This is a genomic window from Natrinema sp. H-ect4, from assembly GCF_041894845.1.
Lineage (GTDB): Archaea > Halobacteriota > Halobacteria > Halobacteriales > Natrialbaceae > Natrinema.
This window is the reverse complement of sequence record NZ_JBHDYC010000003.1, coordinates 20,645-38,493: the sequence shown is the minus strand read 5'-3', so window position 1 is coordinate 38,493 and position 17,849 is coordinate 20,645. Positions and strand designations below refer to the sequence as shown.

General features: G+C 64.7%; 16 protein-coding genes. 13 read left to right on the top strand and 3 right to left on the bottom strand.

Annotated features, from left to right (window positions below; translation table 11 throughout):
• Positions 1 to 31 precede the first annotated feature (31 nt).
• Positions 32 to 226: a hypothetical protein gene (locus tag ACEWFR_RS05540; RefSeq protein ID WP_098724828.1), complete on the bottom strand. Its 195-nt coding sequence runs from the start codon at positions 224 to 226 to the stop codon at positions 32 to 34.
• Positions 227 to 311: 85 nt separating this feature from the next.
• Here ACEWFR_RS05540 and ACEWFR_RS05535 point away from each other — a divergent pair, with 85 nt between their 5' ends.
• The 13 genes from ACEWFR_RS05535 to ACEWFR_RS05475 all read left to right on the top strand — a co-directional run bounded on the left by ACEWFR_RS05535 (position 312) and on the right by ACEWFR_RS05475 (position 14,643).
• Positions 312 to 1,475, top strand: a complete 1,164-nt coding sequence (locus tag ACEWFR_RS05535) for a helix-turn-helix transcriptional regulator (protein ID WP_374060095.1) — start codon at positions 312 to 314, stop codon at positions 1,473 to 1,475.
• Positions 1,476 to 2,196: 721 nt separating this feature from the next.
• A complete protein-coding gene (locus tag ACEWFR_RS05530) occupies positions 2,197 to 3,435 on the top strand; it encodes an argininosuccinate synthase (RefSeq protein ID WP_374060094.1) in 1,239 nt (412 codons plus the stop codon).
• Positions 3,436 to 3,437: 2 nt separating this feature from the next.
• Complete coding sequence (gene argH / locus ACEWFR_RS05525) at positions 3,438 to 4,961, top strand: argininosuccinate lyase (RefSeq protein WP_374060093.1); 1,524 nt, start codon at positions 3,438 to 3,440, stop codon at positions 4,959 to 4,961.
• 228 nt (positions 4,962 to 5,189) lie between these two features.
• A complete protein-coding gene (gene lysW, locus ACEWFR_RS05520) occupies positions 5,190 to 5,354 on the top strand; it encodes a lysine biosynthesis protein LysW (RefSeq protein ID WP_005554620.1) in 165 nt (54 codons plus the stop codon).
• 88 nt (positions 5,355 to 5,442) lie between these two features.
• Positions 5,443 to 6,321, top strand: a complete 879-nt coding sequence (lysX, locus tag ACEWFR_RS05515; RefSeq protein WP_374060092.1) for a lysine biosynthesis protein LysX — start codon at positions 5,443 to 5,445, stop codon at positions 6,319 to 6,321.
• The gene (gene argC, locus ACEWFR_RS05510; protein WP_374060091.1) at positions 6,321 to 7,397 is read left to right on the top strand and encodes an N-acetyl-gamma-glutamyl-phosphate reductase; all 1,077 of its coding nucleotides are present in this window, start codon (positions 6,321 to 6,323) and stop codon (positions 7,395 to 7,397) included. The genes lysX and argC overlap by 1 nt, the downstream gene beginning before the upstream one ends.
• Position 7,398: 1 nt before the next feature.
• On the top strand, positions 7,399 to 8,271 hold the full coding sequence (locus ACEWFR_RS05505; RefSeq protein ID WP_374060090.1) for an acetylglutamate/acetylaminoadipate kinase: 873 nt from the start codon (positions 7,399 to 7,401) through the stop codon (positions 8,269 to 8,271).
• On the top strand, positions 8,268 to 9,416 hold the full coding sequence (locus tag ACEWFR_RS05500; RefSeq protein ID WP_374060089.1) for an aspartate aminotransferase family protein: 1,149 nt from the start codon (positions 8,268 to 8,270) through the stop codon (positions 9,414 to 9,416). The genes ACEWFR_RS05505 and ACEWFR_RS05500 overlap by 4 nt, the downstream gene beginning before the upstream one ends.
• The gene (locus tag ACEWFR_RS05495; RefSeq protein ID WP_374060088.1) at positions 9,413 to 10,483 is read left to right on the top strand and encodes a [LysW]-lysine hydrolase; all 1,071 of its coding nucleotides are present in this window, start codon (positions 9,413 to 9,415) and stop codon (positions 10,481 to 10,483) included. Before ACEWFR_RS05500 ends, ACEWFR_RS05495 begins: the two co-directional genes overlap by 4 nt.
• 28 nt (positions 10,484 to 10,511) lie before the next feature.
• Complete coding sequence (gene argF, locus ACEWFR_RS05490; protein ID WP_374060087.1) at positions 10,512 to 11,441, top strand: ornithine carbamoyltransferase; 930 nt, start codon at positions 10,512 to 10,514, stop codon at positions 11,439 to 11,441.
• A 497-nt stretch (positions 11,442 to 11,938) separates the two neighbouring features.
• Positions 11,939 to 13,198 (top strand): threonine synthase, encoded by a 1,260-nt coding sequence (thrC, locus tag ACEWFR_RS05485; protein WP_374060086.1) that lies wholly within the window; start codon positions 11,939 to 11,941, stop codon positions 13,196 to 13,198.
• A gap of 90 nt (positions 13,199 to 13,288) precedes the next feature.
• Positions 13,289 to 13,642 carry a hypothetical protein gene (locus ACEWFR_RS05480; protein WP_374060085.1) on the top strand — a complete coding sequence of 118 codons (354 nt, stop codon included), beginning with the start codon at positions 13,289 to 13,291 and terminating at the stop codon, positions 13,640 to 13,642.
• Positions 13,643 to 13,743: 101 nt separating this feature from the next.
• A complete protein-coding gene (locus ACEWFR_RS05475) occupies positions 13,744 to 14,643 on the top strand; it encodes a transcription initiation factor IIB family protein (protein ID WP_374060084.1) in 900 nt (299 codons plus the stop codon).
• Positions 14,644 to 14,698: 55 nt separating this feature from the next.
• Here ACEWFR_RS05475 and ACEWFR_RS05470 read toward each other — a convergent pair whose 3' ends face one another.
• Both ACEWFR_RS05470 and ACEWFR_RS05465 read right to left on the bottom strand, forming a co-directional pair.
• A complete protein-coding gene (locus ACEWFR_RS05470; RefSeq protein WP_098724840.1) occupies positions 14,699 to 16,801 on the bottom strand; it encodes a minichromosome maintenance protein MCM in 2,103 nt (700 codons plus the stop codon).
• A gap of 350 nt (positions 16,802 to 17,151) precedes the next feature.
• A complete protein-coding gene (locus ACEWFR_RS05465) occupies positions 17,152 to 17,802 on the bottom strand; it encodes a DUF502 domain-containing protein (RefSeq protein ID WP_374060083.1) in 651 nt (216 codons plus the stop codon).
• Positions 17,803 to 17,849: the final 47 nt, after the last annotated feature.

The window sequence follows — 17,849 nt, the reverse complement described above, 5'->3', positions numbered from 1 at the left end:
TGGTCTCGCAAGCGACCATCGCGTCGCCGATTCAGATTTGATCGAGCAACCAGAGGACGATCAGGACCGCGATCCCGAGCTGAACGAGTATAAAGAACGGGCCAAGTAGCCCCGCGATACTGCCGATCACCGCCCCGAGAATCTCGAGGACGAGCAATACAGCCACCAGCCCGAGGACGATCTTCAGCAGCGTTTCGACCTCGAGTTCACCGCGTGAGTCGATCATACACTCACGTTCGGCTGACTGTGTGAAAAACCATCGTTCCCGCGGTCGGAAAGACCTATTTAGACGGCCACGGCATGTTCCCATAATGGACGTGAGGGGGCTGCGGGCCCTGATTTGCGTGCTCGTGGTGGTCGCGTGTTCGCTCGCGCTCGTCTCGGCACCGTTCGCTGTGGCGGCTGACGCCGGGACGCAGCGAGCGGCGCTACAGGACGGGTCGGACGGCACCGAGACGGAGTCGAACGAGAGCGTGGAACTCGAGGACGCCGATCGGATCCACATCGACGTCGCCATCGCCGAGAACGGCTCGGCGCAGGTGATCGCCGACTACCAGTTCGATCTCTACGGCGAGAACAATTCGACGGCGGACTGGGAGGCCCTGAACGAGGGTCTCTCGAACGACACGGAGCGGTACGTCGAGGAGGAGCGAGACAGCTGGAACGACACCCTCGAGAAGGGGGAGAACCGGACGAATCGGGAGATGAACATTTCGGGCATGTCCATCACCACGGAGGAGGACGCTCAACCGCGGGAGATCGGCCACGCGAAAGTCTCCTTCGAGTGGTCGGACTTCGCGCTCGTTGAGATTAACCGGATCAAGGCGGGTACCGCACTGTCCGGATTCACGCTGGATGACGGAACGACGTTGCAGTTCCACTGGCCGGACGAGTACACCGTCTACGAGAGCGAGGGTGAGCCACAGATCGACCCGTCACCGAGCGAGCCGGCGGAGGGATCCGTCTCGTGGCAGGGTGACTCGTTTACCGACGACCAACCCCGGGTCGTGCTCGCCAAGAGCAGCGACTCGAACTCGAGCGCAGACCAGACCCCATCCGACGAGGGACCGGCGATGCCGTGGATAATCGTCCTCCTCGCGCTGGCGCTGCTGGCGGCCGTCGGCGTCGTCGGCTGGCTGGTCGGGCGAAACAGTCCCGGCGGTGAAGGGACCGACGCCGGCTCCGACAGGGCGTGGCGAACCGACGGCTCGACCGACGTCGACTCGAGCCCGTCCGAGGATCGCTCGCCGGACGGACCTCCGCCGGAACTGCTGAGCAACGAGGAGCGGGTCTTGCGCCTGCTCGAGCGACGCGGCGGACGGGTGAAACAACAGGAGGTCGTCTCGGAACTGGACTGGACCGAGGCTAAGACGAGCCAGGTCGTCGGCGACCTGCGCGAAGACGACGAGATCGACGTGTTCCGGATCGGCCGGGAGAACGTACTGGCGCTGCCCGAAGACGAGTCGCGTCGGTAGTCGCCGCGTCTATCGTCTTCTCGCTCTCTCGAGGAGACCGCTGCCTCATTCCGGACCTAGTCAACCGGCATGCGGTGGCGCGCGCTGTCGGTCGGTCGAGCGTCGCGAGGCGCGAACACAGTGAGCGCCTCGGAAAGCGAGCGGTGACCGCAGGGAACCGTGAGCACAGCGAGAGCGGCCGACGACACTGTGCGAGGGATGAGGACCGCAGCGACCTGTGGGAGCGAGGACCACAATCGGCTGGGGAGGGCGTGGCGATTCCCTGTTGCCACGGTAGCAGGACACTCTACTCTGCAATCGACACCCCACAAACCGGTTGTTTCGTTCACAGCGATACTGATCCCAGTCGTTGGTCTCGCGAGCGTGACAGTCGTTTTCCCGTTATATCTACCATCATTTCCCTCCTCGAGATCGGCCGTGTGTCGTGGTGCTGACCGGTAGGAGCACGATGTAGTAGGATTTAAGGCGATGCATCTCCAGTGTTTGACCAATGAGCCACTCCGTCGGCACGACGCTCGCCGTTCCCGATACCGACGGGACCCTCGCTCGCCGGCGACCGCGACGGGGCCTTTGAGCCCATTCTTTATTTCACCCCACGTTCCCGGATCGTTCCACCGTTCCCGAAACTGCAGAATTTTCAGTTAGCAGTGCCTCTCCCATTTATTTTCGGAATTGAAACCAACGGGCTTAAGTCCGTCCTGTGGGTTTACTCGAGTACGATATGACACGCGTGGCACTTGCGTTTTCGGGCGGCCTGGACACGACTGTCTGTGTCCCGCTGCTCGAGGAAGAATACGGATACGATGACGTGATCGGCGTCACGGTCGACGTCGGCCAGCCGGCCGAAGAGTTCGATGAGGCCGAAGAAACCGCCGAAGCGCTCGGCCTGGACCACTACGTCGTCGACGCGCGAGAGGAGTTCGCGCAACTCTGTCTCGAGAGCGTTCGCGCGAACGCGACCTATCAGGGCTACCCGCTGGGAACGGCGCTCGCCCGACCGGTGATCGCGGAGGCGATCCTCGAGGTCGCGGAGGAACAGGACTGTACCGGCATCGCCCACGGCTGTACGGGCAAGGGCAACGACCAACTCCGCTTCGAGGCCGTCTGGCGCAGCTCGGACCTCGAGGTCATCGCCCCCGTGCGCGAACTCGGGCTCACCCGCGAGTGGGAGCAGGAGTACGCCGCCGAGAGAGACCTGCCCGTCGAGGGCGGCAGCGGCGGCGACTGGTCGATCGACACCAACATCTGGAGTCGCTCCGTCGAGGGCGACGACCTCGAGGATCCCAACTACGTCCCACCGCGAGACATCTACGAGTGGACCGACGAGCCCGGTAGCGAGACCGAGGAGATCGAGATCACCTTCGAGCAGGGCTACCCCGTCGCCATCGATGGTGAGGAGTACGAGCCGGTCGAACTCATCGAGTCCCTGAACGAACTCGCCGGCGGATACGGCGTCGGCCGCACCGACACGATGGAAGACCGCATGCTCGGGCTGAAGGTTCGCGAGAACTACGAGCACCCGGCCGCGACGACGCTGCTGAACGCTCACGAGGCCCTCGAGGGGCTCGTTCTCACGCAGGAGGAGCGCCAGTTCAAGACACAGATCGACCAGCAGTGGTCCCAGAAGGGCTACGAGGGCCTGATCGACGCGCCGCTCGTGAGCGCGCTCGAGGGCTTCATCGCGGAAACCCAAACGCGCGTGACCGGTACCGTCACGATCCGCTTCGAAGGCGGCCAGGCGCGTCCGGTCGCTCGCGACAGCAAGTTCGCGGCCTACTCCGCGGAACACGCCTCCTTCGACACCGAGACGGTCGGCAAGATCAAGCAAGAAGACGCCACCGGCGTCGCGAAGTACCACGGCTTCCAGCGCCGCCTCGCGAACGAGGCGATCGCCGCGAACGCAGCCGACGAGGAAGTCGAACTCGCGACTGATGGAAGCGGCGACGAAGACGACGAGTAATCATGACCGAGGAGAGCGCTCAGAACGGCGGCGAGTTCGAAGCCGACGGCGGCGACGAAGGCGGTGAGCCATCCTCGTCGGATCTCGGATCCGACGGCGTCGTCCGCCGAGACCGCTTCAGCGGCGGCCCCGCCCGGAGCTTCCTCTCCTCGCTCGCGGCGGACGAACGCATTTTCGCGGCCGACCTCGAGGTCGACCGCGCACATACAGTCATGCTCGCCGAGCAGGGAATTATTGGAGACGCCGTAGCCGGGCAGATCCTGACCGCGCTCGACGCGATCGAGGTCGACGGCCACGACTCGCTGCCCGACGGCGAGGACGTCCACGAAGCGATCGAGACCGCCGTTATCGAACGCATCGGCGCGGACGGCGGGAAGATGCACACCGCGCGCTCGCGCAACGACGAAGTCGCGGCCTGCATCCGCTATCGCCTGCGCGAGGACGTCCTCGAGGCGATCGAGACGACGCTCGCGCTGCGTGAATCACTGGTCGAGGTCGCAACGGAGCACACCGAGACGATCATGCCCGGTTACACTCACCTCCAGCCCGCCCAGCCGACCACGGTGGCTCACTGGGCGCTGGCCTACGAGGGAGCCGTCCGCCGCGACACCGAACGCTTGCTCGAGGCCTACGGCCGGATCAACCAGTCGCCGCTGGGCGGGGCTGCGTTCGCCGGAACGACGTTCGATATCGACCGCGAGCGAACCGCTGAATTACTGGGCTTCGAGGGCGTCGTCGACAATTCGATGGACGCCGCCTCGAGCCGAGACTTCCTACTCGAGACGGTGCAGGCGCTGTCGACGCACGCGACGACGCTATCGGGGCTGGCGGAGGACGTGATTATCTTCGCGAACCGCGGCTTCGTCGATCTGGCGGATGACTACTCCTCGACGTCGTCGATCATGCCCCAGAAGAAAAACCCGGACACGCTGGAACTCGTCCGCGCGGTCGCGGGCGACGCGGCCGGCGGCGTCCAGGGGCTGACGACGACGCTGAAAGGATTACCCCGCGCGTACAACCGCGACCTCCAGCGGGCGACGCCACACGCATGGGAGACTGTCGACGCCGTGACGGAAGCCAGCGAGGTCGCGGCTGGTGCGGTTGCCACCGCCGACTGGAACGAAGAGACCCTCGCGGCGGAAGCCGGCGAGGGCTTTTCGACGGCGACCGGCGTCGCGGATCTGCTCGCGGCGAACGGGTTGCCGTTTCGGACCGCACACGAACTGGTCGCCGTCGCCGCCGAACGTGGGGCCGATTACGACGCCCTCGAGGCCGCCGCACAGGAAGTACTCGGCGAGTCGCTCGAGGCCCACGTCGACCCCGTGGCGGTCGCGGACGCGCTCGATCCGGCCGAAAGCGTCGCGAGCCGAGACTCGCAGGGGGGGCCCGCACCCGAGGCAGTCGCTCCCCAGCTCGAGTCGGCCCGCGAGGCGCTCGCAGCCACCGAGGAAACGCTCGCGGCCGCGGGCGACGCGCTCGAGGCGGCACACGAGGCGCTCCGTTCGGAGGTGAACGGCTATGTCTGAGGCGGTCGCTCGAGCGGGACGGTCCGGTCGACCCGCGAAATCGCAGGCAGTCGCTCGGGCCGTTCGGCGACGGTCCCCGCGAGGGGACGAATTACCTGCTTCATGATATGTCAAAGTAGACCTGCGGTGAAGTAGCCCACACGGACCGGTAGAGTGGCGTGCAGTTAATATAATTTTGCTGTTAAGTTCGAAGGCTTTAAGGGATCCCGGCCCCCACGTGCGAGTACAATGACCGAATGCGTCGAGTGTGGGGCTGAAGTGTCCCTGCACGACGATCTGGAAGTCGGAGAGATTGTCGACTGTACGACCTGTGGAGCCGAGCTCGAAGTCGTCGATACGGAGCCGCCAGTCCTCGAGCGGGCCCCCGAGCTCGAAGAGGACTGGGGTGAGTGACCTTGCAGACGGGCGCGATTTCGCCGTCCCCTGCGCAGTCAGTTCGCAGAGCGCGTAGCGCCGCAACCCCGGCGCAGAGGTGTCTCGCGTGAACGTCGGCATACTCTACTCGCGGATTCGAAAGGACGAGAAACTCCTCCTCAACGAGCTTCGCGAGCGCGACCACGAGGTCACGAAGATCGACGTTCGCAAGCAGACCTTCGACATCTCGGAAGCCCCCGAGGAATTCGACGGCCTCGACATCGTCGTCGACCGCTGTCTCGCCACGAGTCGGAGCTTGTATGCCACGCAGTTCTTCGAGGCCTACGGCATCCCCGTGGTCAACAGCCACGAGACCGCGGACATCTGCGCCGACAAGGTGAAAAACAGCCTCGCGCTCGAGAAGGCGGGCGTTCCCACGCCCGCGACGAAAGTCGCCTTCACGAAGGAGACGGCTATGGAGGCCATCGAGGAGTTTGGCTACCCCTGCGTCCTCAAACCCGTCGTGGGTTCGTGGGGTCGCCTGATGGCGAAGATCGACTCTGAGTCGGCCGCCGAGGCCATCCTCGAGCACAAGGCCACGCTGGGCCACTACGAGCACAAGGTGTTCTACGTCCAGGAGTTCGTCGAGAAACCCGGCCGCGATATTCGCGTGGTCGCGATCGACGGCGAGCCCATCGCCGCGATGGTTCGCTCTTCGGATCACTGGATCACCAACGCGGCGAAAGGTGCCGAGGTCGATCCGTTCGACGTCGACGACGAAGCGCGCGAACTCGTCGAGACGGCAAGCGACGCCGTCGGCGGCGGCTTGCTCGGCGTCGATCTCATGGAAACCGGTGACTCCTATACGGTCCACGAGGTCAACCACACGGTCGAGTTCAAGGCTCTCGACGGGGCCGTCGAGACCGATATTGCGGGAACCGTCGTCGACTGGCTCGAGTCGAAAGCCGACGCCGCGGCCGACGAGGAACTCGAGGTGAGCGCCTGATGGCGGACGGCACCGAGACCGGCGCGGACGCAAACGCCGAGACCGTCACCGCAAGCGTCATCGGCGGGAGCGGCTTCACGGGCGGCGAGCTCCTGCGACTGCTCGCTGGCCATCCGAATTTCGATATTACGGAGGTCACGAGCCGTTCGAAAGCCGGCAAGAGCGTGGGCTCCGTCCACCCGCCGCTGCGCGGCTCGGACCTGCGCTTTACCGAGCCCGACGATCTCGAGAGCGTCGATGTCCTGTTCGCGGCGACGCCACACGGCGTCTCCATGGGCCGGATCGACGACTTTTTCGATATTGCCGATACCGTCGTCGACCTCTCGGCGGACTTCCGCCTCGAGAGCGAAGCCCAGTACGAAGAGTGGTACGACGGGCACGAGGCCCCGGAGTACCTCGAGAAGGCCGAGTACGCCCTTCCCGAGATCAATCGCGAGAACCTCGCAGGCGCGGACCTCATCGCGGGCGGCGGCTGTAACGCCACCGCGACCATTTTGGGCCTCTACCCGCTGTTCGAACACGGCATCTTAGAGGGCGGCGAGCAGATCGTCGTGGACGTGAAAGTAGGGTCGTCGGAGGGCGGCGCCGGTGGCGGCGAGGCCTCGAGCCACCCCGAGCGCTCGGGTGTCGTCCGTCCGTACGCGCCGACCGGCCACCGCCACGAGGCCGAGATCGAGCAGTTCCTCGACACCTCGGTCGCCTTCACCTGCCACGCCGTGGACATGATCCGCGGCGCGAGCGCAACGAATCACGTCTTCCCCTCGGGACCCGTCTCGAAGGGCGACCTCTGGCAGGCCTATCGGGGCTGCTACGAGGACGAGCCGTTCGTTCGCATGGCCGCCGGCGGCTCCGGCGTCTACCGCTACCCCGAACCCAAAGCGGTCGCCGGCACCAATCTGGCCGAGGTCGGCTTCGAACTCGACCCATCGAACAAGCGCATCGTCGTCTTCTCGGCGATCGACAACATGATGAAAGGCTCCGCGGGGCAGGCGGTCCACGCTGCCAACGTCGCGCTGGGGCTCGAGGAGACGGCCGGACTCGAGTTTACGGGGCTCCACCCCGTGGGGGCACCCTGAGATGACTACGGTAGTGAAAATCGGCGGTGCACGCGCCGTCGATCCCGAAGGCGCACTCGCCGACGTCGCGAGCCTCGTCGAGGACGGCGAAGACGTAGTTCTCACGCACGGTGGTTCGACCGCCGTCGACGAGACGCTCGAGGAACTCGGCGAGGAACCGACCTACGTCGAGACACCCGGCGGCGTCGTCGGCCGCTTCACCGACGAGCGCACCATGGATGTCTTCAAGATGGTGATGCCGGGCAAGCTCAACACCGATCTGGTCGAGAGCCTGCACAACGAGGGCGTCGACGCGGTCGGCCTCTCGGGCACCGACGGCAAACTACTCTGCGGCAAGCGCAAGTCCGCCGTTCGCGTCAAAGAGGACGGCAAGAAGAAGATCAAGCGCGGCGACCACTCGGGCACGATCGAGTCCGTGAACGCGGACTTGCTCGAGACGACCCTCGCGGGCGGCTACACGCCCGTCGTCTCCGTTCCGGTGCTCGGGAAGGAGAAGGGCGGCGGCTATACTGCAGTCAACGCCGACGCCGACCGCGCCGCGGCCGCGATCGCCGGCGCGCTCGAGGCCGATCTGGTCGTCCTCACCGACGTTTCGGGGATCTACGAGGACCCCGACGACGAGTCGACGAAAATCGAGTCGGCGTCCACGCCCGACGAGTTCGAGGCTGTCAAAGACGCTGCTGAAGGGTTCATGACGAAGAAGGTCATGGCAGCCGAGGAGGCCCTCGAGGGCGGCGCGTCGTCAGTTATCGTCGCGACCGCGAACGCCGACGAACCGATCACCAGCGCGCTCGCGGGCGAGGGGACGACCCTCGAGCCCGGCGCGCTCGCTGATGCGGATGCAGACGAGACGGCACAGGAGGCCGCAGAATGAGCGACCTCGACTTCATCTCCGGAAGCAAGCCGATCGGCATCGAGCGCGGCGAAGGGCCGTTCCTCTACACTGCCGACGGGACGGAGTACGTCGACGCCGGCGCGAGTTTCGCGTGCACGCCGCTGGGTCACTCCCACCCCGCGGTCGTGGAAGCCGTCCAGGAGCAAGTCGGCGAGCTAACCTTCGTCGACTCCTCGTATCCCGTCCAGTCGCGCGAGGACGCCTACGCCGCGTTCGTCGCGTCGACACCGGACGGACTCGAGTCCGCCTGGTTCTGTAACTCCGGGACCGAGGCCAACGAGGCCGCCTTGAAGTTCGCCCGGTCGGCGACCGGCGAGTCCAAAATCGTCGCCGCGACCCGCTCGTTCCACGGACGGACCATGGGGGCACTCGCTGCGACCTGGAAGGACAAGTACAAAAAGCCCTTCGAGCCGCTGGCCGGTGACGTGGAGTTCGTCCCCTACGGCGACGGCGAGGAGCTTGCGACCGCCGTGGACGACGAGACCGCAGCCGTCATCCTCGAGCCGATCCAGGGCGAAGGCGGGATCAACGTTCCGCCCGCGGGCTACCTCGAGACCGCCCGCGAACTGACCGAGGAAGCTGGCGCGGCGCTCGTCTTCGACGAGGTCCAGACCGGAATGGGCCGGACGGGCCAGATGTGGGCCTGCCAGAACGCGGGCGTCACGCCGGACGTGCTCACGACGGCGAAGGGGCTGGGCAACGGACTCCCCGTCGGCGCGGTCGCGGTCCGGGACTGGATCGCCGACGGCGCAGCCTCGCACAACGCCACGTTCAGCGGCGGCCCCGTCGTCGCCGCGGCGGTTCACGCGACCGTCTCGACGCTGGTCGAGGAGGAGTGGCCCGCCCACGCAGCCGAGATGGGAGACTATCTCACGGCGGAACTCGAGGCAGCACTGGGCGACGAGGTCCGTGAGGTCCGCGGCGACGGGCTGCTCGTCGGCGTCGAGTTGAAACGCGGTGCAAACCGCGTCGCCCGCGATCTGGCGATGAACCACCAGGTGCTGGCGCTCCCCGCGGGTCGAACGGTTCTGCGTCTGCTGCCCCCGCTCGTGATCGACGAGACGGAGGCAGACCGACTCGTGGACGCGCTAACCGCGGTCGTCGCATCCGACACCGAATCATGAACGCGAACTCGAGCGAACCGACGGACGTGACGGCGGCGGACGCCCGGGAACTGTTGATCGATCTCGTTTCGATCCCATCGCCCACCCGCGAGGAACGGGAGGCGGCCAAGCGCCTCGTGGACTTCTTCGAGGCACGCGACCGAGAGGTCTGGATCGACGCGGTCGGGAACGTCCGCGCGCCGGCGGACGACGCCGTGTTGTTGACCTCACACATCGACACCGTCCCGGGGGATATCCCCGTCGAGGTCGAAGAGACCGGCGACGACGAGATTCTGTGGGGACGCGGCAGCGTCGACGCGACGGGGCCCCTCGCCGCGATGGCGGCCGCCGCCGTCCGCACCGGCGTCTCCTTCGTCGGCGTCGTCGGCGAGGAGATCGACTCGAAAGGGTCGCGCTACCTGATCGACGACCGCGACGAGTCACCGGACGCCGTCGTCAACGGCGAACCGTCCGGTGCAGACGGGATCACGCTGGGCTATCGCGGACTGATCGCCGGCACGTACGTCGCGACCAGTGAGTCCGGCCACACCTCCCGGCCGGACCCGAACGCGATCCAGCACGCCGTCCGCTGGTGGTCTGCCGTCGAGGACCGCTTCGAAGGCGACGAGTACGAACCGGTCTTCGAACAGGTAACGACCAAGCCAGTCGACATCGAAGGCGGCGTCAGCGACGACGGCCTCTCCGTCGAAGCGACGATGGACATCCAGTTGCGCGTGCCGCCGGCGCTCGACGTCGGGACCGTTCGCGAAGCCGCGGAGGCCAAACTCGAGGTCGGGACCGTGACCTGGAAGGACAAGGTCCCGCCGGTGATGATGAGTTCGCGAACGGCGGTCGCACGGGCGTTTCGCGTCGCCATCCGCAAGGAGGGTGGCGATCCTCGCCTGGTGCGAAAGACCGGAACGAGCGACATGAACATCTATGCCGGGGCTTGGGACTGCCCGATGGTCACCTACGGGCCGGGCAACTCGGACCTCGATCACGCGCCCGATGAACGACTGCCGTTGTCGGAGTTCGACCAGTCGGTATCGGTCCTCGAGCGCGTCGCGCGGACGCTCAGTGAAGAGTGAATACACGCATTCCAGACGAACGATTACAATGACGACAGATACCGACGACACACGGCCGAGACATTTCCTCGACGTCGACGATCTCTCCGAGGAGGAACTGTTCGCAGTTCTCGACAGAGCTGACGAGTACAAACGCGCCGTCGGAGCCGGCGAGGACCACGCTGACCTGTCCGGACAGACGCTGGGGATGCTCTTCCAGAAGGCGAGTACCCGTACCCGGGTCTCCTTCGAGACGGGGATGACGCAACTCGGCGGGCACGCGATCTTCCTCGGGGAAGACGACATCCAGCTCGGGCGGGGCGAACCGCTGAAAGACACGTCGCGTGCGCTCTCGCGGTACGTCGACGCGGTGATGGCTCGCGTCTTCAAACACGAAAACATCGAAGTGCTCGCGGAGTACTCCTCGGTTCCGATCGTCAACGGACTCACGGATGACGCTCACCCGTGTCAGACGCTCGCGGATCTGCTGACGATCCGCGAGCACGCGGACGGCTTCGAGGATGTCTCGGCGGCCTGGATCGGCGACGGCAACAACGTCGCCCAATCGTTCGCGCTCGGCTGTGCGCTGACGGACGTCGATCTGACAATCGCGACGCCCGAGGGGTACGAGGTCGACGACGCCGTCCTCGAGCGGGCCCGCGAACTCGGCGGCGATCCGACGGCCACGACCGATCCCGTTGAGGCGGTCACTGACGCCGATATCATCTATACGGACGTCTGGATCAGCATGGGCCAGGAGGACGAACGCGACGTCCGGATGGACGATTTCGCGGGCTTCCAGGTCAGTTCGGACCTCCTCGAGCACGCCCCCGATGCGTCGGTCATGCACTGTCTCCCAGCCCACCGCGGCGAGGAGATCACCAACGACGTCATCGAGGGCGACCGCTCCATCGTCTTCGATCAGGCGGAAAATCGGCTGCACGCCCAGAAGGCGTTATTGAGCTGGCTGCTCGAGTGATCACGCCCACGAGCGAAGCGAGTGGGGTTTTTGGTCCAGATTTTTTCGTGAGTGACGCTCCTGGGAACGCTCGCGGCCGAGCATACTCGCTGCGCTGGCTCGTCGGCCTACTGAATCGTCGAAGAAATCGCTCGTTTCCACGGTCAATTCGATATTGATCACCGCTGCCGTGTGTTCATAGATTTGAACTGTCTATTGTACTTATATCTGAGTCGATCGAGGAGTGACACGACCCATGTCGTTCAGACTGGTACTCGCGACGCTTCTCATGGTGTTAGGGCCGGCGGCCCTGATCGCGCTGGTCCTGCTATAACGCTGGGGGAAGGGGTATCGACCACGAATTACGGGGACTGCAGTGATCGGGTTCGCAGTTCGGGGAGTCGACTGACTCGAGCATCGTCGTCACGTCATTGAAACGGGGTCAGCGACGCGGCCCAGCGGGTCGCCCACCGACGAATCCAGTCACTTTTTCCCCCTCGCCACCTTCTCGACCGACAATGAGCCTCAGTCTCTCGGCCGATCAACCGGAACAACCTGCGGACGCCGACGATGGCGTCTGGCTCGAGTGCATCGAGTGTGGCGACACCTTCGCTCCCTTCGACGACGTCCGATACACGTGCGACGAGTGTGACGGACTGCTCGAGGTCCGCTACGCCGACCTGCCCACCTTCGACGAATTCGAGGGTGAGGGCGTCTGGCGCTATGCCGACGCGCTGCCGTTCGAATCGGGCGTCTCCATTCAGGAGGGTGCGACGCCGCTGTACGAGGTCCCTCGGCTCGAGGACGATATCGGCGTCAAGACCCTGCGGATCAAACACGAGGGGATGAACCCGACCGGTTCGTTCAAGGACCGCGGGATGACCGTCGGCGTGCGGGTCGCCGAAGAACTCGGCGTCGGCCGACTGGCCTGTGCTTCGACGGGCAACACCAGCGCCGCGCTGGCCGCCTACGGCACCCGTGGCGGGATGCAGACGCTCGTGCTCCTCCCTGCCGGCAAGGTCGCCGCCGGCAAGATCGCCCAGGCGAGCCTCCACGGTGCGCGCATCCTCGAGGTCGACGGCAACTTCGACGCCTGTCTGGACATCGTTCAGGAACTCGCGGGGCAGGGCGAGGCCTACCTGCTGAACTCGCTGAATCCCTTCCGGCTCGAGGGCCAGAAGACGATCGGCCTCGAGATCCTCGAGGGCTTCCTCGCCGATTACGACACGGTTCCGGATCGGATCGTGCTCCCTGTCGGCAACGCGGGTAACACGTCGGCGCTGTACAAGGCGTTCCGCGAACTCGTCCAGGCGGGCGAACTCGAGGAGAGCGAGGTCCCGAAACTGACCGGCGTCCAGGCCGAGGGTGCCGCGCCGATGGTCGAAGCGATCGAGAACGGGGCCGACGAAGTCCGGCGCTGGGACGACGTCGAGACGCGCGCGACCGCGATCCGTATCGGGAACCCGGTCAACGCGCCGAAAGCGCTGCCCGGCATCCGCGAGACCGGTGGGACCGCCGTCGCGGTCTCCGACGAGGCAATCACCGAGGCCCAGCGCGACCTCGCGGGCGAGGGGATCGGTGTCGAGCCCGCCTCGGCTGCTTCCGTCGCCGGCCTCCGAAAACTCCGCGCCGAGGGAATTGTCGACGACGACGAACGCGTCGCCTGTCTCACCACCGGTCACCTGCTCAAGGATCCCGACGCCGCCGCTGCGGCGGGGAGCGAACCCGAACCCGTGCCGGCCGACACCGAAGGCGTACTCGACCATCTTCAGGAGTAACGTCGGCCGGACGGACGACCCGCGTCAGACGCGTCTGACGCCCGACTGACTGACCTTTTTCCGAAACGGTATGGTAGGCATTGTCGAGCCATGTCCGCCGAGCAACGAGGTCCAACGCCCATCCACTTGAGTGCCGAACGAACCGAACACAGTTCTCCGAACCGACCCGCCGGATCGGACCACCGAGACGGTCACCCGCTGCAACGGCCCTCCCCTGACTCGGATCGACGGGAACCGCCCCTCGCATACAAGATCGAACGCGCGCGGCTTCACGCCCGGATCGCCGCCCTCGAGAAAATGGTCGAAACGAGCGAACGACGCCGACAGGCGGTCATCGATCAGTACGAACAACTGTTGGCCGATCGAGCGGACGACGACGAAACGGCAACCCGCGAGTCGGAATCGAAGTCACGGTCCCTGCTGGCGCAATTGGTCGACCGATAGCCTCCCCCGTTCTTTCCCTCCCCGCTCACGATTTCCTTTAGATATTCCAACAGTTTAAATATCAAGCGGGAGCCAGTGGTAGATAGGGAATGAAATAACCAATGGTAAATGCTGATGCGTCTGTAGTCTGTCCTGAATGTGATGGCAGATTGCGAAAGAGGGATACTGAAATAGTCTGTGAGGAGTGTGGGCTCGTTTCGGCAGAGGACGCGATCGATCGCGGTCCCGAGTGGCGGTCGTTCGATGACGAAGACACCGACCCGAGACGTACCGGAGCCCCGCTGACCCGCTCGAGACACGATCGCGGGCTCTCGACGGAGATCGGATACGGCTCCGGTTCGAGTTCGGGGTACAGTTCTCGGTTGACCGGCAGAAAACGACGGCAGATCGCTCGATTACGCCGAGAGCACAACCGCGCTCGAATCTCCTCGAAGGCCGAACGAAATCAGGTGTACGGATTCGCAGAGATCAGGCGGATCACCGCCTTGCTCTCACTACCGGACTCCGCCAGAGAGCAATCCTGTGCGCTCTTCGAGTCCGCTCAGTCCGAGGACCTCCTGCAGGGCCGGTCGCTGGAAGGCTTCGCCGCCGCCGCGATCTACGCGACCTGTCGGACGCGCTCGATCGCCCGAACGACCGACGAAATCGCCGCCGTCGCGCGCGCCGACAGCGACGAACTCACCGTCGCCTACGATGCCTTGAACCGTGAACTCGGTCTGCCGACGGGGCCGATCGATCCCATGCAGTATCTCCCGCGGTATGCGTCGAAACTCGAGCTTGGACAGGCGGTTGAACGCCGTGCGCGAGAGCATATCACTGTCTTACTCGAGGCCGGACTGATTGGCGGCCGTAATCCAAGCGGGGTCGCGGCTGCCTGTCTCTACAAGGCAGCCGGCGAACGAGATGAGTGGCCGTCACTGACCCAGACCGCTGCGGCCGAGGTCGCCGACGTCGCAGCCGTGACGATTCGATCGACCGTCAGGAACCTCAGAGAACTCTAACGCGTCGTTTCGCTGCGCAAAGAACAGGGCTGTCGAGATCGATCCGCCACCGACATTACGTCGTTCGGAGCGAGTCCGTACTCGGCTCGTAGACCTCGCCTTTCTGTTTGAGCTTGTCGATCTCGTGTTCGGCCTTCGAGTGATCCATGCCGATCTCCTCGGCCCGCTCGAGGACGATATCAACCGGCGCGCCGTCGTCGTACTCCTCCTCGATGTCGCCGATCAGTTGCTTGAGGTTCTTGATACGGTCGCGCTGGGACTTCGATGTCCCGGCTTCGACGATGTCCGCGTCGAACTCGCCGGTCTCGGGATCGACGCCGATGTCCTGCAGACACGATCGGACGATCTCGATGACCCGTTCGGCGTCGGCCTGCTCGACCGTATCCGATAGCCGAACGCGGGCGCTGGCCTCCGAGAGGCGCACCAGCGCCTCGAGTTTCCGTGCCGTTACTGGGACCGGTGCGTCATCGTCGGTCCCCTTCGCGCGCAGGTCAACGTAGAAGTCCCGGATCGCCTCGCGGGCCTCCTCGGTCATGCGCGGATGGCAGTTTTGCTTCGAGTAGGCGATGTACTTCCGCAGGAGTTCGGCCTCGATCTCCGGATCGACCTGCGCGGTCATCTCGTCGATTTCGCTCTGACTGACGTCCATCGAGGGCATCTCCTCGCGCTGAGTCGTCAACTCGCCGGCGTAGTTTGTCGTGATGATGTGTTCGGCGAGGTTGCGGTCTTTTTCCTCGTCGGGGGTGTCCGTGACCGTAAAGATCAGGTCGAAGCGCGAGATCAGCGCCGGCTCGAGGTCGATCTGCTCGCTGATCGGTTCGTACTGGTCGAACCGGCCGTACTTGGGGTTGGCCGCGCCGAGCAGCGAACAGCGGGACTTGAGGGTCGCGTTGATCCCCGCCTTCGAGACCGAGATCTTCTGTTGCTCGAGGGCCTCGTGCATGGCACTCCTGTCTTCCGGTCGCATTTTGTCCAGTTCGTCGATGGCGGCGATTCCCCGATCCGCGAGGACGAGCGCGCCGGCCTCGAGGCTCCACTGTTGGCCGTCGCCGAAGTCGTCGCGAACGGCTGCGGCGGTGAGCCCCGCTGAGGACGATCCTTTCCCGGATGTGTAGACGGCCCGCGGTGCGATGTTTTCGATGTACGCGAGCATCTGGGATTTACCGGTACCGGGGTCTCCTATTAGGAGCATATGCAGGTCGCCACGGATCCTCGAGCCATCCGGCAACTGCTTGGTCACGCCCGAGAACAACTGGAGGATCATCGAGAGCTTCTCTTGATCGTAGCCGTAGATGGAGGGCGCGATGGAGGCGACCATCTTCTCGTAGATCCCTTCGGAGCTTGAGAGTCGAACGATCTCCTCTTTGTCCTCGCCGGTGATGTCCATATCCTCGAACTGCTCTTCGTCTACCTCGACGGAGATCCCCTCCATATAGAAGTCGAAGACAGGGGATTTGTCCTGCTGGTCGCCCTGTTGCTCGAGTCGCAAAACGCCGATCGCCGAGACGTGGTCGCCCGGGGTGACCTCGCCGGTGATGTCGTCCTCGATGTTGATGTCGAGGGCCTGTGGGGTTTCCCCGCCGCGCAGCCCCTCGGGGCTCTCCTGAACGCGGAGTTTCTGTGAGTCGATGAACTCGGATTGATCGAAGTTGACGCGGAAGGGGCCTTGCCGTTCGCAGCCCTGACACTCGTGGGGCTCCTGAAAGTCCCCGCTGGATTGGGGGATTCGAGAGAGGGTCCCACAGAGCTGGCACTCGAAGGCGGCTTCCTCGATTTTGGGTCGAACGTCGGTGGCCTTACGGATGATTCCGTGAACTTGCACGAGGGAGTTCATGTCTCGCGCGCGGATCTCTCGGATCTCGGGGGATTCCGTCTCCGGGAGGTTTCGGATCCGGACGTGAGCCTGTCCGAGGCTCACGTCGATCGGAAGATCGTACAGCCGGAGCGCCTCCTCGGCGTAGCGCTGGAGTTGTTCGGGCTGTGCGATGAAGTCGTCTGCGAGATCGGGATCGAACCGGTAGAGGTCCTGCCAGTCGATGTGGAGCGACCGCTGCTCGTTGGGATACTGCTGGGCAAGCTGTTTGATCTCGTTGTCGTAGTAGTTGCGAAAGAACTGCTCGAAAGAGTCGACGAGTTCGGAATTTCCCGCTTGCGCCATTGCACCGTTCTAGGACCGCCATCGCGTATAAATGGTCGTATACCGGGGCGAAACTGAACGGAGACGAGCCACGGCCGGTCCCCGCCCTTGAGCCGCCATCGTTCCGTCGGTCGGGTGCGATACGAAGCCGTGTCCCCGCCCTCGAGAAATCGGAAAATCGATTCGGTCCACGTCGAACCCGTCGACCCTGTTTTCGTGGCAGGCCGACGTGGACCACACGCCGTGTCCAGTATTCCCGTCGACCGGTTGACCGCGCGGCCACAGTCGTTCGTTCGACCCCGACGGTATGTAACTACGGCCAATCTGTTTTGGCTGTCAGGGACCGAGAAGGAGGGTGACAGCAGCCCGTATCAATCGGCACCGCTCGCGGCCTCGCCGAGGCTATCCGCGGCGACGCCGAGCGTCGCGATCGAGCGGAACGCCTTCTCGACGGTCAGGTCGACCTCGTGGACTTTCTCGGTCGGCATATGCATGACGTAGCCGTTCGTCGCCGGATTCGGCGCGAGCGGGACCATGATCGTCACCATCTCGTCTTCGTCCGCGCTGGCTTCGACGACGGGAGGCGTCTCCGCGGTGAGAAAACCGAGCATGTACGCGCCTTCGTGGGGGAACTCGACGGGTTTCACGTCTTGGAACTGGTCCGTGTCGCCATCGACAAGCAGCCGACTGGCCCGGCGAACGCTCTCGTAAACGGTGCTGACGCCGGGGATCGTCTCCATCACCGTGTGGACTCGCTTCGAGAGGTACTTGCCGGGCGTGTGCTCCGCGACGAGGCCGACCAGCAGGAAGACACCGAGCAGCGAGAGCAGCGTCACGAACTCGATTGCCAGAGCCGGCGGTTCGTCGGCCAAGAGATAGGTGACGCCGGCGGTCACCGGCGAGATCGCACTGCGAATGAAGTTGAGGACGACCATCACCACCAGCAGCGTCGCAACCAGCGGAATCGTGATTACGATCCCGTTGACGAGCCAGCGTCGGAATTGCGAGCCGGGAGAGGCCATGTTTCCTGACAGTCGAAGTAACGCCGAAATCGTTGGGCTTGCGGGCG